The sequence below is a fragment of the Plantibacter sp. CFBP 8804 genome, from assembly GCF_014841225.1.
GTDB lineage: Bacteria > Actinomycetota > Actinomycetes > Actinomycetales > Microbacteriaceae > Plantibacter > Plantibacter auratus.
Genome location: NZ_JACYTU010000007.1, coordinates 75,100 through 97,573, shown reverse-complemented (window position 1 = coordinate 97,573; position 22,474 = coordinate 75,100). Strand labels below are relative to the sequence as shown.

Here is a 22,474-nt window from a genome sequence, read left to right as displayed (position 1 = left end):
AGCACCGGCGTCGGACGCCGGCTCCGTCAGTTGGCGTCGTCCATCCCGGTGACGTGGACGGCGTAGCCGTGGCACCCTGCACGAGTCCAGTCGTAGGCGTCGCCGAGCGGGGTGTCGCCGTACTCCGCCAACTCGGCCGCCGGGCCGTCCTCCGAGAGGACCATCGTTGGCCGTTCTGGGTCGAGCAGCGCACGATTGTTCGTCCACGCGTACCAGAATCCCTGATCAGCCATGCACTTCGCGATGATCTGCTGCTGTGCCTCCCAGATCCCGTTGTTCGCCTCACCCCAATCGTTGGTCGGCGGGATCACGATGGACGCCGGGTCGGTGGTCGCGTCGTACCAGCCCTCCGGCGTCTGCGAGTAGTCGACGCCGGCCGCCGGCGAGACGGGTTCGCCAGCGTCCGGCGTCGCTGTGGGATCCGCGGGCACCACGGGTTCGACGGGCGGGAGTTCGTCGAGCGAGGCCGCGGCTTCGGTGACCGCTTCGAGGGACCGAGCGTCGTCAGCGGCCGCCTGGGCGTTCGACACCCCGATGAACACGCCGCCCGCTGCCACCGCGAGCACCCCGCTCATCGCGATGCCGAGCCCGATCCGTCGACGGAGCATTCCGGGACTCCGGCGGACGGGTGCCGCCTCCTGCGCCGCGTCCGTCCCGTCGTCGATCTCGTTCCCGCTCATACCGTCTCCCCCTGCATCGACGCCGTTGCGTCCCGTTCCGTCGTTCGGCGACCCCCCGGCCACCACCACACCGCGGCTCCGATGAACCCGAGCGCAGCACCCACGCCGATCGCCACGCTCATCACCCACCACGGTTCGAGCCCGGCCCCATGCGAGCTCAGGCGGGACACGATGAGCACGCCGGTCGCGCTGACGCGGTACATGATGTCGCCCGCGAGCACGCCGATGAGGACCGCTGCGGGCGCCAGGAGCCCCGCGCCGAGCCATCGACTGCGTCGCCGCAGCGACAGCACGAGCCCGACCATGCCCAGGACCGAGGCGATCGCCACACCGAGCGCGCCCGCCGGCACCTCGACGACGTCGCCGATGACGAGCGCACGGAGGATGCGGACGAGGAGGAACAGTGCCGCTCCGGTGACCAGGACGCCGCCCGTGACCACGAGGGCTGCGAGGACGTCGCCGGCCCGCCGCATGCCGAGCGGCATCGGATCGACGCCGTGGCCCGCGCGCAACTGCCCGGAGCGCCACGAGAGGTCGTGCGGGATCCCACGGATGGCCCGCAGCATGATGTCACGCCGGAGCCGTTGCGGCGTGACGCCCGCCTCCTGGGCCCAGACGGCGTGCTCGTGCAGGTCGGATGCGATCTCGTCGCGGCGCTCCCCGGCGACGTCGGGCGAGAGGTCGCGGGTGTACCACCCGCACCAGTTCAGGACCCGGTGGGCGGCCGTGCGGTACTCCGGCGTCCGGATGGCGGTCACGCGATCACCCCCTGCGTCCATGCCGCACCCGCCGGCCTCGCCGAGGCGGCCTGCTCACCGGCGATCCTCGCGTGCTCGCGATCCCGGGCCGTCGCGCCTTCACCGGTGATCCGGTACAGCCGCCGGCGGGGGCGACCCTCCGCCTCCGCGACCTCCGGGTCCTCCCAGGTCGCCTCGATCAGGCCGGCGTCCGCCATCCGCGACAGGGCCTTGTAGAGCGTGCCGTGGGCGGTGAGGGCGGCGTCCCCGGCTTCGGCGAGCTGCTTCGCGAGGGCGAACCCGTAGAAGCTCCCCTCGGTCGACTGCAACACGGTGCCGACGTCGAGGATGTCGAGCTCGAGCGGGAAGAGCGTGCCGGGTCGTCTGCGTGCCATGAGAACACTTTAGGAAGATAGGTTCCGATACGTCAACTCCGAATCCGCGAACGCACCGGTCGAGGACGACTAGCTCCCGTCGCGGAGATCCGACGGAGGTTCCGCACCGAACGCGATCTCGTCGAACCGCGCCTCACAGGGTGGACCGAGCGGCGCCTGCGAGAGGAAGCCGACGCGCACCGGGGCGTCGCTGTGCAGACGGAAGACCCGCACGAAGTCCCACGTGACACCGTCGGTCGAGCTGTGGAACGCCCACGCCTCACCGAGACGACTGACACGCATCCACACGTGGTCGGCCGTGACGTGCGTCGAGTTCACGTCGTCCGACCAGGTGTTCGTCACGACGCTCACCACCATCGCCTGCCCCTGCGGCGACTGCTCGAAGCAGAGCTTGGCCCAGTGCTCGTCGTCGATCCAGAGCGCGAGGGCACCGGCGTCGAAGGTGCTGCGCTCGCCCACGACCGCGACCCGTGCCGAGAGCGTGAAGTGGTCGGGTGCGTCGAAGGCGAGCGCCGTGGCACGCAACTCACGCGGCCCACCGAGCGAGCTGTTGCTCCAGTCGACGCCGGCGGCGGAGGTGAGGGTGAGCGCTCCGGCATCGGCGTCGAACGATGCGATTCCGGGGGTCGAGGTCCAGGCGAGGTCGGGAAGCCCGTCGATGCGGGTCACGTCGGTGTGCATGACCCGACCCTATCGGGATCGCATGTTCCCCTGAGTCGCCCGGATCTGCTCAGCATCCGGCTGATTCCGCGCAGATCCGGGCAGCTCAGCGAGGCGCCGGGACGTCGACGACGCGTTCCTCCCCGACGGCCACGGCGAGCGAACCGTTGGAGGCCGACGCCACGTCGGCCTGGAGCCGCTCCAGCTCCGCCGGCGGGACCCACAGTTCCAGCTCCGCCTGCGCCCCGTAGTTCTGATCGCCGAGCGTCGCGCCGTGGCTACCGGCCCAATCGCGCAGCAGGTTGTCGTACCGCCCGGCGTCGGCGTGCGGGACGACGAGGGTCGCGCGGGTCAGCGTCTCACGGCGCACGAGCGAGGCCAGGTCGAGCGTCTCCGAGGCCGCCGAGGAGTACGCACGGACGAGCCCGCCCGCCCCGAGCTTGACGCCACCGAAGTACCGCGTGACGACGACGACCACGTCGGTCAGCTCGCGCCGCCGGATGACCTCGAGGATCGGCATCCCCGCCGTGCCGGAGGGTTCACCGTCGTCGGACGAGCGGGCCTGGTCGCCGAGCAGGCCCGTGACCATGGCGACGCAGTGGTGTCGCGCATCCCACGCCTGCTTCTTCACCCGACCGATGACGGCCTCGGCCTCCTCCGGGGAGGCGACCGGATGCGCGAGGCCGAGGAACCGCGACTTCTTGATCACGAGTTCGTGCTCGACCGGCGCGGCGATCGTCGCCGGGTACTGCCGCGCGGTGGTCATCCGTCCGAGCGTACTCGGCCGGTCGATGAGGCCCGTTCGGCCTACGGCCGCAGCACGTCGTCGGCCGGGTGGGCCTGCACGTGCCCACGGACGAAGATCAGGCCGATCACGGCCACGAGCATGATGAGCAGGTTGGCCGGACCGGCGATCGCCAGGAACACGCTCTGACCGGCGGCGGCTCCCGCGTGGTCGATCCCACCGGTCGAGAGGAAGAGCGTCGGGTCGTAGAGTCCGTGGATCAGGATCGGCCAGATGAGGTTGCCGGTCACCCGGAGCGTCAGGTACATGCACACGCCGAATCCGAAGGTGTAGACGACGGTCACGAGCACGGTCGTGACCGGTTGGCCCGACAGGAGGTTGGACGCGTGCAGCAGCGCGAAGACCAGCGAGGAAATCACCATCACGATCCACTCCGAACTTCCGGCGTCGCGCAGCATCTTCACGACCAGACCGCGGGTCAGGATCTCCTCGGCGAACCCGATGAACACGCCGGACAGCATCGCGACCACGACCACGGAACCCTCGTAGCTCCCGTAGTCGATGCCGAGCAACCGCAGGACGACTGCGGCGAGGATCACGATCGGAGCAGCCCACATCCACCAGCGTCCGCGGATCGGCTGCTTCGCGAAGAGCTCCCGGAACCAGCCGACCGAGAGCACGAAGCCGGCCAGAAGGACGGAGCCGATGATGAGCGGCAGCATGAGCCCGAAGAACACGCTCTGCGGGGTCGCGAAGAGGTCCTCGCCGATCTGCGAGCCGAAGAGCTGACCGACGACCCAGCCGGCCCCGAGGTAGAGGGCGAGGTAGACGATGGCCAGCAGGAATGCCCGGCCGATACCGCCCTTCGCCCAGAAGTCGTGCCATCCGCTGGTGGTGAGTGTCCGCTGACCGCTGTGCCCGTGACCTCTGTGCTCGCCCATGCGTCGATCCAACCACTCAACCGGCCCGAGCGTCGGACAATCCGGGAGGTCAGTCGGCGAGCGCCGCCGCGGCGTTGCTCCAGACCGCGTAGAGGACGAAACCGCCGAGGGCGAGGAGCCCGAGCACCGGTTGCGCGAGGACGATGAGGGCCCAGGCGGCCAGGAGCACGAGGGACAGGAGCGAGGTGCCTGGCCGACGGACGGTCCGGACGAGCCCGCCGAGCAGCTGTGCCCGGAACCGCAGGCCCGGAGCGGCCGCCAGCCCGGCGAACACGCCGAAGGCTGCGACGACCGCGAGCAGCAGCACGACGACGAGCAGCGGCCCGAGCAGCATCGCGAACGGCGTCCCCCACACGGCGACGATGTCGATCACGACGACGAAGGTGAGCGCGCACACGAGCGACCACACGGCGAGCGCCGGTCGCCACGTCCGCAGGAGGCCGATCCCGACCTCCCGCAGCGGCCCGGCATCGGCGGCGTCGCGCGACCGCTGGAACGACCAGCAGCCGGCGGCGAAGGCGGGGCCGAGCGGGAGCGAGCACAGTAGCAGGAACGGCCAGCTCGCGAGCGGCTCGGCGACGAGGACGATCGCGGCCGCCAGCGGGAGCGCGCCGATCCCGACGCCGACGCCGACCATGAGGGATCGGTACACGACGCCGAACACCGACTCGAAGGTCTCCCGGCGCGGCTGCAGCAGTCCGCGCACGCCGCCGGCGCGGTCGTCCGTGCGCCGCTCGGTCACCGCGCTCATCCCTTCATCCCGCTCGTCGCGATGCCCTGGATGAAGTAGCGCTGGCCGAGGAGGAAGATCAGCACGATCGGGACGACGGAGACGACGGACCCGGCCATGATGAGCGCGTACTCGGCGTCGTACTGCCCGACGAAGGAGCGCAGACCGAGCTGCACGGTCCAGAGGTCGTTGCTCGTCAGGTAGATGAACGGACCCATGTAGTCGTTCCAGGTGGAGACGAAGGTCAGCAGCGCGAGGCTCGCGAGCGCCGGCTTCGTGAGCGGCAGGATGATCCGCCACCAGATCGCGTACTCGTTGAGACCGTCGATGCGGGCGGCCTCGCTCAGTTCGTCGGGGATGGTCAGGTAGTACTGCCGCATGAGGAACACGCCGAAGGCACCGAACGCCTGCAGCAGGATGATCGAGAGGTGCGTGTTCACGAGGCCGGCGTTCTGCATCATGATGTACTGCGGGATCATGTAGGCCTGCCACGGCACGGCGATCGTGGCGATGTAGGCCACGAAGAGCACGTCGCGTCCCTTGAAGTGCATCTTCGAGAAGCCGTAGGCGGCGAAGCTCCCGGTGAGCACCTGCAGGATCGTGATCGTGACCGACAGGAACAGCGAGTTCTTGAGGTAGGTCAGCATCGGGATGCGGGTCCAGATGTCGACGTAGTTCTGCCAGACGAACTCGGTGGGGATCCACTGGACGGGGATCGAGAACACCTCGTTGTTCTGTTTGAGGGACGAGGAGACCATCCAGAAGAACGGGACGAAGATGATCGCGGTCAGCACGGTGAGCATCACGTAGATGAGCACGCGACGGAGCGGCGAGATCGGACCGTGGCGGCGCACCCGGGTGCGCTTGCCTCCGGCCCCGGGCAGCACGGGCGGGGTGATGGCGTCGGTGACCTCGGCGATCGCGACCTCCGCCTGCGACGGGACCGTGGACGAGGCACGCGTGGTGGCACTGGTCGACATCAGCGTTCCTTCCTCTGCTGCAGCTTGAACTGGACGACGGTGAAGACGAGCACGATGACGAACAGCACGAGCGAGATCGCCGAGGAGTAGCCGAAGCGGTTCTCGGTGATGCCCTCGCGGTAGATGAGCTGCGACAGGACGAGCGTGGATCGGCCTGGCCCGCCTCCCGTCATGACGACGATGAGGTCGAACACCTTGAAGCTCGCGATCGTCACCATGATGAGGACGAAGAACGTCGTCGGACGGAGCGACGGGATCGTGATGTTCCAGAACCGCTGCCAGGCGTTCGCACCGTCGACCTCGGCGGCCTCGTAGTACTCCTGCGGGATCGCTTGGAGGCCCGCAAGGTAGAGCACCATGTAGTAGCCCATGTCGCGCCACACGCTCGTGATGATCACGGCCGGCATCGCCCACGCGGAACTCGTCGTCCAGCCGGGCGGGTCGGCGACACCGATGAGCTCGAGGAACTGGTTGATCGGGCCGGCGGTGGGGTTGAAGAGCATGTTCCACACGACGGCGACGGCGACGAGCGAGGTGATGTACGGGAAGAACATCGCGGTGCGGAAGAAGCCGAGGCCGCGGAGCTTGCGGTTGAGGAGCAGTGCCAGGCCGAGCGACGCGAGGATCGTGAGCGGGATGTGGCCGGCCGCGTAATAGGCGGTGTTGCCGAGCGCGATCCAGAAGGACTCGTCACGCATCATGCGCGCGAAGTTCGCGAACCCGACCCACTCGGGCGGCGAGTACGAGTCCCACTTCATGAACGCGATGACGAACGCCGCACACATCGGGATGAGGGTCAGGAGGGCGAAGCCGATGAAGTTCGGCAGGATGAAGCTCCAGCCGACGAGCGCATTCCTGCGGACGCGACTGCTGGAGCGGGTGCGTTGCGGTGGGGCTGCGATCGCCATGACGAGCCTTTCGAGGACGGTGGTGCGGGGTCGGTGGGGACGCGCCGGGCGGACGCGAGGATCGCGGGGCCGAGCGTGCCGGCCCCGCGATCGCGGCTAGTCGACGAGGACGTCGTTCTTGACGCGGTCCTGCATCTTCGTGATGGCGTCGTCGACGTCCGACTCGCCGACCATGATGAGGTCGTGCTCCTCGTCGAGGATCGAGCTGACGTCGGAGGAGTACTCGCTCACGGGCATCTCGAGGACGACGTCCTTCGGCTCCTGGAACGCCTTGACCGAGAGGTCGTCGGTCGGGAGGGCCGTGAACGCCGCGGTGACGTCGTCGGACTGGTACGCGGGGACGACACCGATCGCGGCGATGGCCTTCGCGCCGGCCTCGCTCGCGGCGAACTCGAGGAACGTCTTCGCGGCGGCCTGGTGCGTGGAGTTCTTGTTGACGGCGAACGCCGTCGGCGAACCGAAGGTCACCGTCTCCTCACCGGCCTTGAGCTGCGGCATCTGCGCGACACCCCAGTCGACGTCGGTCGCGCCCGTCTCGATGGACTGCGCGATGCCCGCGATGTACCAGGTGCCCATCGGCATCATCGCGGCCTTGCCGGTCTCGAACATGGTGCGGTAGCTGATCTGCTGGGTCTTCGCCGTGCCGTAATCGAGCGCGTAGCCCTGCTCCTGCAGGTCGAGGGTGAGGTCGTACTGGTCCTGCATGAAGCCGTAGTCGCCGCTGATCAGGTCGCCACCGGTCTGGGCTGCGGCGATCGACTGGACGACTGAGCGCCAGTAGTGGTTGTACGTGCCGTAGACCTTGGAATCGCCGTCGCCCGAGGTGAGCTTCGCCGCGATGTCCGCGTACTCGTCCCAGGTGAGGTTGTCGGGGTGCTCGATGCCGGCCGCGTCGAAGATGGCCTTGTTGTAGTACAGCAGCCAGAAGTCCTGTCGGTACGGCGCCGCGTAGTAGGTGTCGTCGAGGGCGAACGGCTCGATCCCGGCGAGCTTGTCCGCGCCGATGTCGTCGACGACGTCGCCCACGTCGACGAGCTGGCCACGGTTCGCGTAGCGCGCGTAGTCGGTCACGTTCTTCATGGTGAGGACGTCGGTCTTGTCGCCGCCCGCGAGCATCGTCGTGACCTTGTCGGAGTAGTCGTCGGCGAGGATGTCGACGGGCTCGATCGTGATGTCGGGGTGCTCGGCCTCGAAGGCGTCGAAGAGCGCCTTGAACTCGGGCGTCTGGTCGTAGTTCCAGACGGAGACGCTGAGCGTGACGGGGCCGTCCTCGTCCTGCTGGGCGGAGCCGGCACCCGAGCAGCCGGTGAGGGCGAGGCCGGCTGCTGCGGCGATCGCGGAGATGGTCAGGATGGGTCGCTTCATTGCGGATGCTCCTCGGTGAGTAGTGGTGCTGTCGGTGGTGATGGCGGTGCTGGTGGCGGTGCAGGTGAAATGGGGATGCTGCGGGGTGGAGCGGTCGGTGGGCGTCAGTGCGACGCGGGCAGGTCGAGCGAGGTCGTCGCCCCATCCGCCCAGGTGATGGTGCGAGCGGTGGACCCGGCGACGCCCGTGATCGCGGGGGCGACGACGCCCGGCTGCGTGGCGCCGTCCAGGAGGAGGGCGAACGCGTGCCAGTGGTCCGGGCGGACGGGACCGTCGGTCTCGCACCACGGCGTGCCCGAACGGGGTCCGAGCGGGGTGGCGTCGTCGAGGTCACGGACGCCCGACCGGAGCGCGCCGGTCGGGAACGGGTCGTGGTCGCTCGGGAGCGTGACGACGGCCGAACGCACCCCGTCGGCGACGGCAACCGCCGAGGTCGGGTCGGTGGCGACGGCCAGGTCACGACCGCTGACGGTCCACCCGCCGACACGCAGTGCGCCGGGCGGAACCTCGTCGCCGGCGCCCGGCACCACGCGTACGAACCGGACCTCCCACGGGCCGCGGACGGCCGAGCAGAGGTCGATCCGCGCGCCGGTGCGGGTCCGGTCCGCCGCGTGACCGTGCCCGTGGTCGGGGCCGTCGGCCTCGGCGTCGATCCAGCGGGCGAGACCGGAGGATGTCGCCCAACCGGTGGACGGTCCGTCGGAGGTCGGCAGCGGCGTCAGCGCACCTCTGGTGAACCCGGAACGGTGACTCGGGACACCCTCGGTGTCCAGGAGCACGACCGATCCGTCGAACGGGTCGCGGGCATCGGCCGAGAGCACGGGCGCGTTCGCCGTCGAATAGCCGAGGCGCGCGTACAGCGGGGCGTCGCGTTGGGCGACGCCGTCGTTCGCATGGTCCGTCCCGTGGTTGACGACACGGACGATGCCGTCGGCGGTCGTCCCGCTGACGATCCAGCCCGGGGCGACGATGGTGCGGAGGACGTCGCCCCGCTCGATCGGCAGTGGTTCCTCGATCGCAGTCCACACCGGATGGTCGGCCGGGAGCGCGAGCCCGAGCATGCCCTTCGATGCCCAGTAGGGCGACCCGGGGCCGGAGTAGGACTGTGCGAGCTGCCGCCACTCCTGGTGCCAGCCGAGCGTCAGGATCCCGCGGTCGTCGGGGGCGCCGGCGGCGTCGAAGTGCGACACGACTCCGCTGGCCGCCCGACGGACGAGTCCCGGCGAGAGCGCGGTCGATCCGGCCATCGCACCGGCCCAGAACGGCGCCGCGGCGGCGAAGCGGTAGATGAGACTCCGCCCCTGGACGAGCGGCGAACCGTTCGCGCCGACGAGTGCGACGGCGTCCTCCAGGTAGCGGTCGAGGTGGGCGTCGTAACGGTCGAGTCGAGCCTGATGCGGGTGGCCCGGCGCGAGCATCGTGCGCCACAGCACCGGGTAGAGGTGGAGCGCCCACCCGGTGTAGTGGTCGTAGGCGCGCGTGCCGCCGTCGGCGAACCAACCGTCCTCACGGAAGAACCCGTCCGCGATCGCGAGGTCCTCCTCGAGGTCCGCCTCCGAGAACGGGCCACCGACCGTGCGCAGGAACTCCTCGACGACGATGCGGAACCACACCCAGTTGATGGGCGGGTACGGCTGGCCGATGACGGTGGCGAGCCAGTCGATCGTCGTGCGCTTGGTCCGGTCGTCGAGACGGTCCCACAGTTCGGCACGGGTGAGGTGGAGTCCGATCGCGATGGCTGCGGCCTCGACCTTGGCCTGGTCGACCTCGTCCGGCCGCGGCCACCGCTCCGGGGAGTCCGGGTCGGTGCCCGCCGCGAGGCCGGCGGCGTAGCGCTCGACGAGGTCGCCTGTCCGTGCAGGATCACCGGCGATGCGGAAGGCGGCGAGCATGAACGTCCGCGCGAACCCCTCCAGTCCGTCGATGTCGGAGCCGTAGCCGCCTGGCGCACCCGGGAACAGGATGCGGGCACGACCGGGCGAGGTGAAGGGTTCGGCACCGCCGAGCAGCCGGTCCGCGAGGTCCTCCCAGTGCCTGCGCGTCCAGCCGGTCGACGGTGACAGGGTGCGGTCCAGGGCGAGTGTCTCCGACACCGGGGCGGTCAGGAGCGCGACCATCAGGCGCTCACCCCCAGGTCGGCGACCCGGACGGCTTCGCGCGGGTCCTCGCCGTTGAGGAACCGCTCGAGGTCGTCGAGCGCCGCGTCCGTCATGCGCAGCGTCTCCCGGCCCAGGGAGCCCGCGATGTGCGGGGTGATCGAGACGTTCGGGAGGTCGAGCAGCGGCGAGTGCACGGGCAGCGGTTCCGGGTCGGTGACGTCGAGGATCGCGTCGAGGCGTCCACTCGCGCACTCCGCTGCGAGGGCGTCGGTGTCGAGTAGGCTCCCGCGGGCCGTGTTGATCACCGTGGCGCCGTCCGGGAGCGCTGCGAGCTGAGCAGCCCCGATCATGCGCTTCGTCTCCGGGAGCTCCGGGGCGTGCAGCGAGAGCACGTCGACGTTCGGCAGGAGCTCGTCGAGCGGGACGATGCGGGCTCCGGCCGCGGTGACGGCCGTGGCGTCGGCGTAGGGGTCGGCGACGAGCACCTCGACCGCGTCGAGCTGCTGGAGCAGGGCGACGACGCGACGGCCGATGCGCGAGAAGCCGACGACGCCCACGCGGCGTCCGAGGTTGGACAGGTTCGTGGTCTCGAGCAGCGTGCGCCACTCGCGACGGTGCGCCCGAGGGTCGCGGGCGAAGACCTGTGCCCGCTTGCCGGCGAGCACGATCGAGGCGAAGGTGAACTCGGCGACCGGGATGGCGTTCGCCTCGGCGGCCGTGGTGACGACGATGCCGCGCTCCCAGACCGCGTCGGTCACGAGTGAGCGGACCGTGCCGGCGCAGTGGAAGACCGCGCGCAGCCGGGGCATGCGGTCGAGCCGCTCCGCCGTGAGCGGCGGGGTGCCCCACGAGGTGATGAGCACCTCGACCTCCGCGAGCCGTGCGGCGAGCGCCGGGTCGTCGAGGTCGCCGGTGGTCTCGTCGTCGCGGACCTCGCACAGCTCGTGGAGCCGGGCCAGGCGGGCGTCGTCGAAGAGCGTCGAGAACACGTCGGGCCACATGGCGACCAGGGCTGCGGGGCGCGCGGCGTTCGACATCTGGTGCTCTCCTTCGAGTGGGCCGCGGTTGCATGCGGTTGTCAGGTAGTGAATACTCCAATCCGATCGGAGTCAAAACAGTCGATCACAAACGAACAAGCTCGATCGAAGATGATCATGGAGACGTCGTGAATCCACCCTCGCAGACCGCACCCGCAACACCGGCCACCGATGAGCTGCGTCGGTCGCACGGCCCATTGGTGACGGCGTGGTCACAGCGCCCAGCGACCGCACTGCGGTCCATCGTGCCGGACGGCGACTGGAGCTCGATCGACCGACGGCTGCTCGACGCGTTCGTGGCGCAGGCCGCCACCGAAGCAGCGCGGGACGACCGTGCCGCGACGCCCTGGCCGCAGCCGCTCTTCTCGCAGTACAGCGCCTACCCGCTCGCCGGGGAGCGCATCTCCTACGAGACGGCGGTCGGCGACCGACTCGCACGCCTCTCCCGCTCCGTGGTCCTCGCCGCCGCGTCCGCAGCCGGTGTCGCGGTTCCGGCGCCGCACGACCCACTCGCCGAGGTCGCCGACGGCCTGTGGCTCCTCGCGGAGCAGACGACCTGGTGCTGGGCGGCCCACGACGACGCGTTCAGTCGCTTCGGGACGGTCACGCCGTCGCTCGACGAACCGTTCCTCGACCTCGGCGCCGGTGAGGCGGTCGCGGCCGTCGCCTGGGCGATCGCCGTCCTCGGCGACGAGCTCGACGAGCGCTACCCGGGCCTCACCGACCGGCTGCGAGCCGAGGCCGAGCAGCGGGTGTTCCGACCGTTCCTCGACCGCGACGACTGGCACTGGCTCGGCCTCGATGTCGACCCTGACGGCGAGCCGGTCGTCCTCCACAACTGGAACCCCTGGATCCTCGGCAACACGATCGCGGCGGCGGCGGTGCTCTGCAGCCCCGACCGCGCCGAGCCCGTCATCGACCGAGCGGTCGGCGGCATCGACCGCTACCTGGCGGGCCTCCCTCGGGACGGCGCGATCGACGAGGGCTGGGAGTACTGGTGGAACGGGGCGGCTCGCGCCCTCGAGGCGGTCGAGACCCTCGATCGTCTCGCCGGCGGTCGCCTCGCGCTCGACGACCTCGACCTGCTGCCCGAGTCACTCCGCTTCCCGCTGCGGATGCAGCTGTCCGCCGACTGGTACGTGAACGTCGCGGATGCCCGAGCACGCGGTGATCGCACGCTCCCGTTCGATCTCCTGCATCGCTGGGGTCGGCGACTCGAGCTACCGGACGTCGTCGCGTACGCAACGGCACATCGCGATCCCGACGCCCCCGTCGCCACGGACCGGGCCGGACTCGGGCGTCTCGTCCGCGTCTGCCTCGATCGTGAGTGGGCGGTCGCGGACGCCCGGAGCGCAGCCCTGCCGCTGCCGGCTTCGGTCGACCTGTCGTCGATCGGCGTGAGCCTCGCCCGTGAGCACGAGGGGCGACCCGACGGACTCGCGGTCAGCCTCAAGGGCGGCCACAACGACGAGAACCACAACCACAACGACCTCGGGAGCGTGATCGTCGCGCTCGACGGCGTCCCCGCGGTCATGGATCCCGGGCGACCCACCTACGACGCACGGACCTTCGGCCCGGACCGCTACGTCATCTGGTGCATGCGCAGCGACTGGCACAGCGTCCCGGCACCGCGCGGTCTGCTGCAGCAGCACGGACCGGCGTTCGCGGCGCGCGATCGCCGGGGCGGAGACCATGGCGCACAGGCGAGCTGGTCGATGGACCTCGCCGCGGCCTACGGGCTGGCGGAGCACGAACACTGGCACCGGACCGCGACGCTCGACCGCACGTCGTCGCGGGTCGTGATCGAGGACGTCTGGACGCTCGACGACCCGGCGGGCACGGCCGTCACCCTCATGCTGTGGGGCGACGTGACCGAGGTCGATCAGGCGACCCTGCTCGTGCGTCGACCGGTCGCCGACGCCCGGGACGTGATGCTCCAGCACGACGCGGCCGAGGTCGCGATGGAGGTCGCCAGGCTCGACGACCCGATGATGCGGTCGTCCTGGGGCGAGACGATCATCCGCGTGCGGCTGCTGCCACGTCCCGATGCGGATCGTCTGCTCGTCACCGTGGAGGCCGCACGATGAGCGACGACGACGTCTCCGGCGACCGGGGACCGACGGGCGGCACGGGACCCTCACAGGTCTTCGGCATCGAGCGGCGCGAGCGCATCATGGACGAGGTCCGACGCAACGGTTCCGTCGTCGTCCGCGAACTCGCCGTCATCCTCGGCGTCACGGAGCTGACGATCCGACGCGACATCACCGCACTCGCCGACCTCGGGCTCGTCACGCGGGTCCACGGTGGCGCCACCGCCCGGAGCTCCCTCGATCAGACGGTCGCGCGATCCGCCGACGCCGCCGGCCCCGCCAGGTACCGCATCGGCATGGTCGTGCCGTCGCTCAGCTACTACTGGCCGCAGATCGTCAACGGCGCCCGCGCCACGGCCGCCCTCAGCCGCTCGCAGCTCGTGCTCCGCGGCTCGTCCTACGATCCGGCCGACCAGCGCCGGCAGATGGCCGCGCTCGTCGAGACGGGTGGGATCCACGGGCTCATCGCCGCGCCCGACACCGCGGGCCAGGACGGGTACGCCCTCCTCGCCTGGCTCGACGCACTGCCGATCCCGGTCGTCCTGGCCGAGCGTCGCGCGCCGTCTTCGCTCGCGCTGCGCTCACTGGAGTGGGTGACGACGGACCACGAGTTCGGCGCGGTGCTCGCCGTCCGCCACCTGTACGAGCAGGGGCACCGTCGCATCGGCATCGCCGCGGCGCGGCACTCCCCCACCTCCGACCACCTGCGGCGCGGGTGGGCCAGGGCGTCCGCGGACCTCGGGCTGGACACGGGCCTGACGGTGAACGCCGAGATCGACGACGTCGAGAACGGCGCCAGGGACGCCCGGCTGGGTGCGCTCGTCGACGAATGCCTCGCCACGGGGACCACCGCGCTGTTCGTGCACGCCGATCCGCAGGCGATCCTGCTCGAGCACCACTGCCTCGACCGCGGCGTGCGGATCCCCGAGGATCTCGCGATCGTCGCCTACGACGACGAGGTCGCGGAGAACGGCGAGCCGCCCATCACCGCGCTGCGCCCACCGAAGCAGCACATCGGTCGGATGGCCGTCGAGACGATGGTCGCCCGCCTGTCCGAGGGCCGCCGACGCCCGACGCAGCGCACCCAGGTCCTCCCCGAGCTGCAGGTCCGCGCCTCGTCCCTGACCGCCCCGTCCGCCTGAGTCGCCCGGATCTGCACGAAATCGGCCGGATTCCGTGCAGATCCGGGCAACTCAGCGGACCTGTGGAGAACGTGGACGGGGAACCGCTCCTCGCAGGCACAGTGAAGGGGTGCCAGCTGAGCTTCCGGACGGACCGTTCCTCGTCGGCGACGCGCTCCGCAGCGGGATGACACCCGGCGAACTCCGCAGTCGTCGGCTCGAGAAGCCGGGTCACGGCATCCGGTCCACCCGCCCGGTGGAGACGGTCGAGGATCGCTGTCGTGCGTTCCTCCACCGCCTGTCCGACCAGGTCTTCGTCTGCGGTCCGACCGCTGCGCTCCTCCTCGGCCTGCCGCTCCCGTACCGGCTCTCCACCCCGGAACGCGTCGACCTCGCCGTGGCCGCCCCGGCCCGCGCTCCACACGCCGCCGGGATCGCCGGCCGGTCGGTCACGATCGATGACGAGGACGACGTGATCGTCCACGGCGGCATCCGGCTGACGAGTCCGGTTCGAACGTGGCTGGACCTTGCCGCGACGCTCCCGCTCGCCGATCTCGTCGCAACAGGCGACCATCTGCTTCGGGCGAGTACCGCAGGCTTAGCCGAGTTGGAGGAGGCTGCAGCCCGCTATCCGAGTCGGCGCGGCCGTGGAGCCATCGCCGCCGCACTCCCGCTGCTCGATCACCGCGCGGAATCACCGCCCGAGTCCATCGTCCGCGTCGCGCTGGTGCGCGGCGGCGTCACGGGCTTCGAACCGAACCAGGAGATCCGGGCGGCGAACGGCTCGTTCCTCGCCCGCGCCGACCTCTGTCACCGTGCAGCGCGGATCGTCATCGAGTACCAGGGCGACGACCACCGGGTCGAGGTCGACCGGTGGCGCAAGGACCGCGCTCGCTCCAACCGCCTTCGGGCCGCGGGGTGGACGGTCATCGAGCTGACGGCCGACGATCTCCGTGACCTCCGCGCCGTCGTCGCCTCGGTGCGCGCCGCCCTCGCCGGCCGCTGAGTCGCCCGAATCTGCGCGAAAGCGGGCGAATTTCGTGCAGATCCGGGCGACTCAGCGGGCCATCCGCACGCCGCCGAGGACGCGGGCGCTCGTGCGCGCGAGCGTGCGACGCGACAGCAGCCGGGTCGCGAGCGCGGTGAGGTGGTTGCTGCGGCCGGACACGACACTGGGGCCACCGTCAGCCCGGTCGAGCGCGCGGAACGCGGTGTCGATGACCTGCGCGCTCGTCTGCTTGCGGCCGACGGCAGCGTCGTCGCTCCCGACGACGTCGAAGAACTCGGTCTTGGTCGGCCCGGGGCTCACGGCGAGCACCCGCAGCCCCGTGCCACGGGCCTCTGCCCAGAGCGCCTCGGTGAAGCTCAGCACGAACGCCTTCGTCGCGCCGTACACAGCCATGCCCGGCGTCGGCTGGTAGGCAGCGGTGCTCGCGACCGTCACCAGGGCGCCGGAGCCCTCGAGCAGCTGCGGCATGAATACACGCGTGAGCTCGACGAGCGTCCCGACGTTGAGTTGGATCTCTCCCGTCATGCGCTCCGGGTCCGCCTGGTCGAAGGCACCGTGGCTGCCGAACCCGGCGTTGTTGACGAGCGAGGTGATCCGGATGCCGCGGCGACCCAGCTCGGCGTGGAGCGACTCGGCGGCACCCGCGACGCCGAGGTCGGCTGGCACGACCGTGACCTCGACACCCGAGACCGACCGGAGTTCGGCCGCCAGCGCTTCGAGGCGATCCGCGCGCCTGGCGACGAGCACCAGGTTCGACCCGCGGTTCGCGAACCGTCTGGCGAACTCGACGCCGAGGCCGGAGCTCGCGCCCGTGATGAGTGCGGTGCCACCGCGGAGATCGAGTGTCATGGGGAATCCTTCAGCTGGCGGTGCACAAATGTTGTCAGTGACATCATTGCCGTGTTCGCTCGTGTTGTCAATGTCAACATGGCGGTAGGCTCGTCTCGTGCCAGCTCAGCCCTACCACCACGGAGACCTCCGCCGGACGCTCCTCGAGGCCGCCGCAGCCAGCCTCGAGACGGACGGCGTCGACGAGCTGTCGCTGCGCCGCCTCGCCCGTGGCGCCGGCGTCAGCCACGCGGCGCCGAGCCGACATTTCCGCGACAAGCAGGCCCTCCTCGACGCGCTCGCCGAAGACGGTTTCCGTCGTCTCTCCGCGGCGCTCGAGCGGGCGACCGGAGCCGAGGTCACCTCGTCGGCAGGGGCCCGCGAACAGGTCGACGCACTGGCCCGAGCGTATGTCGGCTTCGCGCTCGCTCAGCCGACGCTCCTCTCGCTCATGTTCGGCCTCAAGCACGCGCCCGATGCCCGGGAGGAGCTGCTCGCCGCCGGTCACGCCTCGATGGAGATCGTCGTCCGGGTCGTCACCACCGGGCAGGAGATCCGCGCGATCACCGCCGGCGATCCGCACCACATCGCGCTCGTAGCCTTCGCGACCTTCCACGGCATCGCCGTACTCGCCTCTGGCGGCCTGCTCGACGGCGTCCCGGCCGACGACCTCGTGACGAGCGCCGTCGACCTCTTCTGGCGGGGCCTCACTCCCGAGGCTTGAGTCGCCCGAATCTGCGCGAAAACGGGCGGAGTTCGTGCAGATCCGGGCAACTCAGCGGGTCAGCCGACGCCGTTCAGGACCGAGGAGGCGAAGGACGCGGCACGGACGCTGAGGGTCGCGATGCGCTCCTGGCGGGCCGCCTCCGCATCGAAACCGACGTAGGCGAGCGGCGGCAGCTTCCGCACGTTGGCCGAGCACTGGAAATCGGCGCAGACGAGCGTGCCGACCGTGTCGCCGTTCTTGCCGGCCTGTCCGGCCCGCTTCGCGCTGTAGAACACGACGTCGTTGCTGAGTGTGATGTCCTGGCACCACGCGCACTGCGGCCGGGTGCGGGGCATCGCGTCGGCCTGCCGGAGCAGGATGCCGACGGGTTCGCCGTCGACGATCGTGATGACATAGGCGCGTCGCGGCAGCTTCTTGTCGCGCCACCCGAGGAAGTCACGCACCTCGAAGTCGATCGTGTCGAGGTCGACGGGCAGGCTCACGTCGCTGACCTCCTTGCGCGACGCGTTGACGAAGGAGGCTCGGATCTGGGATTCGTTCAGGGGGATCATGGGTTCACCGGTTTCGGCTGGGCCGTCGTGGAGACGGCGGAGAGACCCTCCGCGCGTCGGTGCGCTGCGGTGGGTGCGTCAGGGTGCGCGGCCTCGTCGTCGTCGCTCGGACAAGCGCGATGGACGAGGCCGACGTCCTCACCGGGTGGGTGAGGTGGTCGACCGGGTGCGCTGCTCTCTCGGGCCGGCGTTGCGGACGCCGACGACCTCCAGACGCCCGACACGGGGCGGAGCGATGAGCATGGACACACAGGCACTGTATCAAGCGATGGCGCGCTCGCTCCCCTGGTCCGCACGTTCAGGCTCCCGGCGCGGCAGGATGGACGCATGACCCTCGACGTCGCCCTCCTCCGCACCGCGTTCCCCTCCCTCACCTCGGGCATCGCCCACTTCGACGGCCCCGGCGGCACCCAGACGCCGCTCGCCGTCGGCCAGGCCATCCTCGACACCCTGACGGGCCCGCTCTCGAACCGAGGGACCTCGGTCGCCTCCGAACGACGGGCTGACGACGCGGTCGTCGCCTTCCGCGCTGCGATGGCGGACCTCCTCGCCGCCGACCCGCGCGGCATCGTCTACGGTCGCAGTGCGACCCAGCTCGCCTACGACTTCGCGAAGCACCTGTCCCGCGGCTGGACGGCGGGCGACGAGGTGGTGGTGTCCCGGCTGGACCACGACGCGAACGTCCGCCCGTGGGTCCAGGCCGCGGAACGCGCCGGCGCGACGGTGCGCTGGATCGAGCTCGATGCCGCGACCGGCGAGCTCGACCTCGAGTCGCTCGACGCGACCCTCGGCGAGCGCACCCGGCTCGTCGCCGTAACCGCAGCGTCGAACCTCCTCGGCACCATCCCGCCGGTGCGGACGATCGCCGACCGGGCGCACGCGGTCGGCGCGCTCGTCTGGGTCGACGGCGTCCACTACACGGCCCACCACGTCGTCGACGTCGAGGCCCTCGGTGCCGACTTCTTCGTCTGCTCGCCGTACAAGTTCTTCGGGCCGCACTGCGGTGTCCTCGCCGCGTCGCCGGCGCTGCTCGAGTCGATCCACCCCGACAAACTGCTGCCGTCGACGAACGTGGTGCCCGAGCGCTTCGAGTTCGGCACGCTGCCCTACGAGCTCATGGCCGGCGTGACGGCGGCCATCGGCGTGCTCGCGTCGATCGACCCCGGTGACGCCACGACGAGACGAGACCGTCTCGTGGCCTCCGCCGCTGCCGTCCACCAGCGGGAACTCGCGCTGCGCAGCCGTATCGAGGACGAGCTCGCCGACCTCGGCCCGCTCGTCGAGCTGCACTCGCGAGCCGCCGAGCGCACGGCGACGCTGTTCATGACGTTCCCCGGCAGGCGTGCAGCGGACGCGGCCGCCTTCCTCGCCGCACGCGACGTCCTCGCACCGGCGGGCTCGTTCTACGCGGTCGAGCCGTTCGCGGCGCTGGGCCTCGACGACGTCGGCGGCCTCCGCGTCGGCGTCGCCCCGTACACCTCGGACGAGGACGTCGACCGCCTGCTCGACGGCATCAGGGCCTTCCTCGCGGGCTGACCGGCTCGCGGGCTGACCGGCTCGCCGGTTGAACGGTTGGCGAGCCGGCCCGGCGACAGCGCCCTCAGGACCGCTTGCCGCTCTCGCGTCGCAGCACGACGAACCCGGCGACCATGACGACCGCCCCGAGGACGAGGGTGATGATCCGGAAGAATCCGAAGTCGTAGACACCGAAGATCAGGGGCCCGGCGAAGAGGAACGTGGCGCCGACGAAGTACCAGACGGAGGTCGTCCCGCCGTCGAGCGAGGTGGGTGGCGGCGTCGACTCGGGCTCCGCCGCGGCGGGACCGTCCTGGGGCACCTTGTCCCCGTGTGGTGCAGGTTCGGGCTGCGTCGATCCGGTCATCATTCGCTCCGATCCGCGTCGCGCTCGGTGGTGTCCACGACGTCAAGCCCCACGCTACGCAGCCCTCGAGCGCCGCGAATCCCCCAGGTGACGGAGATCAGGCCTCGCTGGCGAACATCCGGCCGTCGGGGTCGAGCTTCGTCAAGAGGGCGGCGGAGATCTCGCCGAGCTGCTCGATCTGCGCCGGCGTCAGTGCGTCGAGGACCAGGGACCGCACGTGCTCGACGTGGCCCGGCGCGGCCTGGACGACCTTGTCCCAGCCCGCATCGGTGAGCGTCACGTTCGTCGCCCGTCGATCCTCCGGGCACGGCGTCCGTGCCACGAAGCCCGCCTCCTCCAAGCGCGTCAGCACCCGCGACAAACGAGGCAGCGTCGCGTTCGTCCGGGCCGCGAGCGCCGAGGTGCGCAGCGTGCGGCCCGGGGTCTCGGACAGCATCGCGAGTGTGAAGTAGTCGAAGTGCGTCAGATGCTCGTCCCGCGTGAGCTGGAGGTCGAGCGCGGCCGGCAGGAGTTCGAGCACCGCGGCGAAGCGCACCCAGGAGCGTTGCTCGTCGCCGCTCAGCCATCGCGTCTCGGTCATGACTCCAGCGTAGCAATAGTTGCGTCTACAACTAACCGGTGTTACGTTACTTGTATCAACAACCAATTGACCCGTGACCAGGCGGCCACGAGAAGGAGCATCGTCATGACGAACGTCACCATCTTCGGAACCGGCAACATGGGCAGCGCCATCGCCGGTGTCCTCGCAGCAGGCGGCGCCTCCGTCGACCACCTCGGATCGGCCGAGACCGGCACGATCACCGGCGACGTCGTCGTCCTCGCGGTCCCCTACCCGGCCCTCTCGACGATCGTCGAGCAGTACGCCGACCAGCTCGCGGGCAAGGTCGTCGTCGACATCACCAACCCCCTCGACTTCTCGACCTTCGACGGCCTCACCGTCCCCGCCGGCAGCTCGGCTGCAGCGGAACTGCAGGCGAAGCTCCCGACCTCCCACGTCCTCAAGGCCTTCAACACGAACTTCGCCGCCACCCTCGCCGCGAAGCAGGTCGGCGACGTGGCCACCACGGTCCTCATCGCCGGGGACGACGCCGACGCCAAGGCCACACTCCAGCAGCTCGTGACCGCCGGTGGCCTCGAGGCCGTCGACGCCGGGTCCCTGAAGCGCGCCCACGAACTCGAGGCGATCGGCTTCCTGCAGCTCACGCTGGCGGCGTCGGAGAAGATCTCCTGGACCGCGGGGTTCGCGCTCGTCAAGTAGTCGTCGGATCGTGATCCGGGAGGAACGATCCTCCCGGATCACGACGGACTGGAGGACGATGGGCGCATGACCTTCCGCGCCCTCGTCCCCGGCCAGCGTTCCAGCGTCCTGCTCGGCGGGCCGCACGATGACGCGCCCGTCCTCCTCTTCGAGACCGACGAACTCCTCATCGAAGCGCCGAACTGGTCCCTCGACGGCCGGACGCTGTACCTCAACGGCAACGGGCGACTCTGGGCGCTCCCGGTCGACGACCCGACCGCGGGGCTCACGCCGATCGACTTCCACGGCCTCCCCGAGCTCAACAACGACCACGTCCTCGACCCCGACGGCGAACACATCCTCCTCTCGGCGATGGACGGTCACATCTACCGCGGTGCCCTCACCGGCGGACCGGTCACGAAGCTCACCGCCGACGACGACCGGTGGCACTTCCTCCACGGTGTCTCCCCGGACGGCACGCGCATCGCGTACGTCGAGCTCGAGGGCTTCGAGCACCCCGGTCGACTCGCGATCGGTCCGGCGGTCGAGGGCGGCGGCCCCGTCACCGTCCTCGACACGGGCGACGGCCACCTCGACGGTCCGGAGTGGTCGCCCGACGGCCGGTGGCTGCTCTGCAACACGGAGCACTTCGGCACGGCCCCGGGCCATGCGCAGCTCGCGCGGATCCCCGACGGCGGCGGTGAGCTCGAGCAGCTCGTCGAGAGCGACACCGTCGACTGGTTCCCCCATCTCTCCCCCGACGCCCGACTGGCCTCGTACATCACCTTCCCCGCCGGCACGATCGGACACCCGGCCGACCTCGACGTCGAGGTCCGGCTCGTCTCGACCGACGACTGGGCGACTCCGGTCCGCCGCTATCCCCTCTTCGGCGGCCAGGGCACGCTCAACGTGAACAGCTGGGCACCCGACAGCTCTCGGTTCGCCTTCGTCGCCTACCCGATCACCCGCTGAACCGCCCGATTCTGCGCGGTTTCGGCGAAGAATCGCACCGATCCGGGCGAGTCAGGGGGCTCGTCGATAGGGTCGGAGCGTGACCGATGCCAGCAGCGCCCACTCCCAGACGCTCTCGCGCGGCATCCGGATCCTCGAGGTCCTGGCCGACGCGCGCACCCCGCTCACGATCGACGCCCTGAGCGCGACGCTCGGTCTGCACCGCAGCGTCACCTACCGCCTGCTGCGCACGCTCGAAGACCACCGCCTGGTCGTCCGGGACGGCGCGGGACGGATCGCACTCGGATCGCGCCTGGCAGCCCTCGCCGCCGGTGTCTCCCACGATCTTCAGGCCGCCGCCCTGCCCGAGCTGACGGCCATCGCGAACGAGCTCGGCATGACCTGCTTCCTCACCGTGCTGGACGGCGATGAGATCGTCACCCTCGTCAGCGTCGAACCGCGGCACACGATGGGGTCGATCGCACAGCGGCCCGGCACCCGGCACCCGGTCGGTGTCGGCGCTCCCGGCAAGGCGATCGCGTCCCGGCTGCCTGCGTCGCAGTGGCCGGACGCCCTCGACGACGACCACCGCGCCGAGCTGACGGTGGTCCGTGAACAGGGCTGGGCGTCGAGCCACGACGAGGTCATCACCGGCCTCCGCGCCGTCGCCGTACCGCTCGCCGCGCACGGCTCGCCGGCAGCCGCCCTCGCGGTCGTCTACGTCTCCAGCAGTCGCCCCGAAACCGAGATCGCGGCCCGCCTCATCGAGGGGGCCGCGACCATCGCGTCGTCGGTCTGACC

24 protein-coding genes are annotated in these 22,474 nt (G+C 70.5%); 8 read left to right on the top strand and 16 right to left on the bottom strand.

The window, feature by feature from the left end; all coding sequences use genetic code 11:
* Positions 1-26 precede the first annotated feature (26 nt).
* The 12 genes from IFU11_RS13640 to IFU11_RS13585 all read right to left on the bottom strand — a co-directional run bounded on the left by IFU11_RS13640 (position 27) and on the right by IFU11_RS13585 (position 11,277).
* Positions 27-680, bottom strand: coding sequence for a hypothetical protein (locus IFU11_RS13640; protein ID WP_192019282.1), 654 nt, complete (start codon positions 678-680; stop codon positions 27-29).
* The gene (locus IFU11_RS13635; protein ID WP_192019281.1) at positions 677-1,438 is read right to left on the bottom strand and encodes a hypothetical protein; all 762 of its coding nucleotides are present in this window, start codon (positions 1,436-1,438) and stop codon (positions 677-679) included. Before IFU11_RS13635 ends, IFU11_RS13640 begins: the two co-directional genes overlap by 4 nt.
* Positions 1,435-1,812, bottom strand: a complete 378-nt coding sequence (locus IFU11_RS13630) for a PadR family transcriptional regulator (RefSeq protein ID WP_137242434.1) — start codon at positions 1,810-1,812, stop codon at positions 1,435-1,437. The genes IFU11_RS13635 and IFU11_RS13630 overlap by 4 nt, the downstream gene beginning before the upstream one ends.
* 69 nt (positions 1,813-1,881) lie before the next feature.
* A complete protein-coding gene (locus IFU11_RS13625; RefSeq protein WP_192019280.1) occupies positions 1,882-2,493 on the bottom strand; it encodes a DUF1349 domain-containing protein in 612 nt (203 codons plus the stop codon).
* An 85-nt stretch (positions 2,494-2,578) separates the two neighbouring features.
* Complete coding sequence (locus IFU11_RS13620) at positions 2,579-3,238, bottom strand: IMPACT family protein (RefSeq protein ID WP_192019279.1); 660 nt, start codon at positions 3,236-3,238, stop codon at positions 2,579-2,581.
* Positions 3,239-3,279: 41 nt separating this feature from the next.
* Positions 3,280-4,158, bottom strand: a complete 879-nt coding sequence (locus tag IFU11_RS13615; RefSeq protein WP_192019278.1) for a CPBP family intramembrane glutamic endopeptidase — start codon at positions 4,156-4,158, stop codon at positions 3,280-3,282.
* A gap of 49 nt (positions 4,159-4,207) precedes the next feature.
* A complete protein-coding gene (locus IFU11_RS13610) occupies positions 4,208-4,909 on the bottom strand; it encodes a hypothetical protein (RefSeq protein ID WP_192019277.1) in 702 nt (233 codons plus the stop codon).
* A complete protein-coding gene (locus IFU11_RS13605) occupies positions 4,906-5,868 on the bottom strand; it encodes a carbohydrate ABC transporter permease (RefSeq protein ID WP_192019276.1) in 963 nt (320 codons plus the stop codon). Before IFU11_RS13605 ends, IFU11_RS13610 begins: the two co-directional genes overlap by 4 nt.
* On the bottom strand, positions 5,868-6,776 hold the full coding sequence (locus tag IFU11_RS13600; RefSeq protein ID WP_124768540.1) for a carbohydrate ABC transporter permease: 909 nt from the start codon (positions 6,774-6,776) through the stop codon (positions 5,868-5,870). Before IFU11_RS13600 ends, IFU11_RS13605 begins: the two co-directional genes overlap by 1 nt.
* A 96-nt stretch (positions 6,777-6,872) precedes the next feature.
* Complete coding sequence (locus IFU11_RS13595; protein ID WP_192019275.1) at positions 6,873-8,141, bottom strand: ABC transporter substrate-binding protein; 1,269 nt, start codon at positions 8,139-8,141, stop codon at positions 6,873-6,875.
* A gap of 104 nt (positions 8,142-8,245) precedes the next feature.
* Positions 8,246-10,258, bottom strand: a complete 2,013-nt coding sequence (locus IFU11_RS13590) for a DUF2264 domain-containing protein (protein ID WP_192019274.1) — start codon at positions 10,256-10,258, stop codon at positions 8,246-8,248.
* On the bottom strand, positions 10,258-11,277 hold the full coding sequence (locus IFU11_RS13585) for a hydroxyacid dehydrogenase (protein WP_199862299.1): 1,020 nt from the start codon (positions 11,275-11,277) through the stop codon (positions 10,258-10,260). The genes IFU11_RS13590 and IFU11_RS13585 overlap by 1 nt, the downstream gene beginning before the upstream one ends.
* Before the next feature lie 128 nt (positions 11,278-11,405).
* Between IFU11_RS13585 and IFU11_RS20810 the strand changes: the two genes are divergently transcribed.
* The 3 genes from IFU11_RS20810 (at position 11,406) to IFU11_RS13570 (ending at position 15,494) form a co-directional block, all read left to right on the top strand.
* Positions 11,406-13,364: a heparinase II/III family protein gene (locus IFU11_RS20810; RefSeq protein ID WP_192019273.1), complete on the top strand. Its 1,959-nt coding sequence runs from the start codon at positions 11,406-11,408 to the stop codon at positions 13,362-13,364.
* The gene (locus tag IFU11_RS13575) at positions 13,361-14,509 is read left to right on the top strand and encodes a substrate-binding domain-containing protein (protein ID WP_192019272.1); all 1,149 of its coding nucleotides are present in this window, start codon (positions 13,361-13,363) and stop codon (positions 14,507-14,509) included. Before IFU11_RS20810 ends, IFU11_RS13575 begins: the two co-directional genes overlap by 4 nt.
* 109 nt (positions 14,510-14,618) lie before the next feature.
* A complete protein-coding gene (locus IFU11_RS13570; protein ID WP_192019271.1) occupies positions 14,619-15,494 on the top strand; it encodes an endonuclease domain-containing protein in 876 nt (291 codons plus the stop codon).
* Between the two features lie 51 nt (positions 15,495-15,545).
* Here IFU11_RS13570 and IFU11_RS13565 read toward each other — a convergent pair whose 3' ends face one another.
* Positions 15,546-16,346, bottom strand: coding sequence for an SDR family NAD(P)-dependent oxidoreductase (locus IFU11_RS13565; protein WP_192019270.1), 801 nt, complete (start codon positions 16,344-16,346; stop codon positions 15,546-15,548).
* Between the two features lie 97 nt (positions 16,347-16,443).
* On the opposite strand from IFU11_RS13565, the gene IFU11_RS20805 reads away from it, so the two are divergent.
* Complete coding sequence (locus IFU11_RS20805) at positions 16,444-17,049, top strand: TetR/AcrR family transcriptional regulator (protein ID WP_192019269.1); 606 nt, start codon at positions 16,444-16,446, stop codon at positions 17,047-17,049.
* A gap of 59 nt (positions 17,050-17,108) precedes the next feature.
* Here IFU11_RS20805 and IFU11_RS13555 read toward each other — a convergent pair whose 3' ends face one another.
* On the bottom strand, positions 17,109-17,603 hold the full coding sequence (locus tag IFU11_RS13555) for an FBP domain-containing protein (RefSeq protein ID WP_192019268.1): 495 nt from the start codon (positions 17,601-17,603) through the stop codon (positions 17,109-17,111).
* Positions 17,604-17,930: 327 nt separating this feature from the next.
* Here IFU11_RS13555 and IFU11_RS13550 point away from each other — a divergent pair, with 327 nt between their 5' ends.
* Complete coding sequence (locus IFU11_RS13550) at positions 17,931-19,139, top strand: cysteine desulfurase-like protein (RefSeq protein WP_192019267.1); 1,209 nt, start codon at positions 17,931-17,933, stop codon at positions 19,137-19,139.
* Between the two features lie 64 nt (positions 19,140-19,203).
* Here IFU11_RS13550 and IFU11_RS13545 read toward each other — a convergent pair whose 3' ends face one another.
* Both IFU11_RS13545 and IFU11_RS13540 read right to left on the bottom strand, forming a co-directional pair.
* Complete coding sequence (locus IFU11_RS13545) at positions 19,204-19,485, bottom strand: hypothetical protein (protein ID WP_192019266.1); 282 nt, start codon at positions 19,483-19,485, stop codon at positions 19,204-19,206.
* Between the two features lie 97 nt (positions 19,486-19,582).
* A complete protein-coding gene (locus IFU11_RS13540) occupies positions 19,583-20,065 on the bottom strand; it encodes a MarR family winged helix-turn-helix transcriptional regulator (protein WP_079704896.1) in 483 nt (160 codons plus the stop codon).
* Between the two features lie 105 nt (positions 20,066-20,170).
* On the opposite strand from IFU11_RS13540, the gene IFU11_RS13535 reads away from it, so the two are divergent.
* From IFU11_RS13535 to IFU11_RS13525, 3 genes are all read left to right on the top strand, one after another.
* Positions 20,171-20,743 (top strand): NADPH-dependent F420 reductase, encoded by a 573-nt coding sequence (locus IFU11_RS13535; RefSeq protein WP_192019265.1) that lies wholly within the window; start codon positions 20,171-20,173, stop codon positions 20,741-20,743.
* A 66-nt stretch (positions 20,744-20,809) separates the two neighbouring features.
* Entirely contained in the window at positions 20,810-21,694 is an 885-nt protein-coding gene (locus IFU11_RS13530; protein WP_192019264.1) for a TolB family protein, read from the top strand.
* Between the two features lie 79 nt (positions 21,695-21,773).
* On the top strand, positions 21,774-22,472 hold the full coding sequence (locus IFU11_RS13525; RefSeq protein WP_192019263.1) for an IclR family transcriptional regulator: 699 nt from the start codon (positions 21,774-21,776) through the stop codon (positions 22,470-22,472).
* The last annotated feature ends 2 nt before the right edge of the window (positions 22,473-22,474 follow it).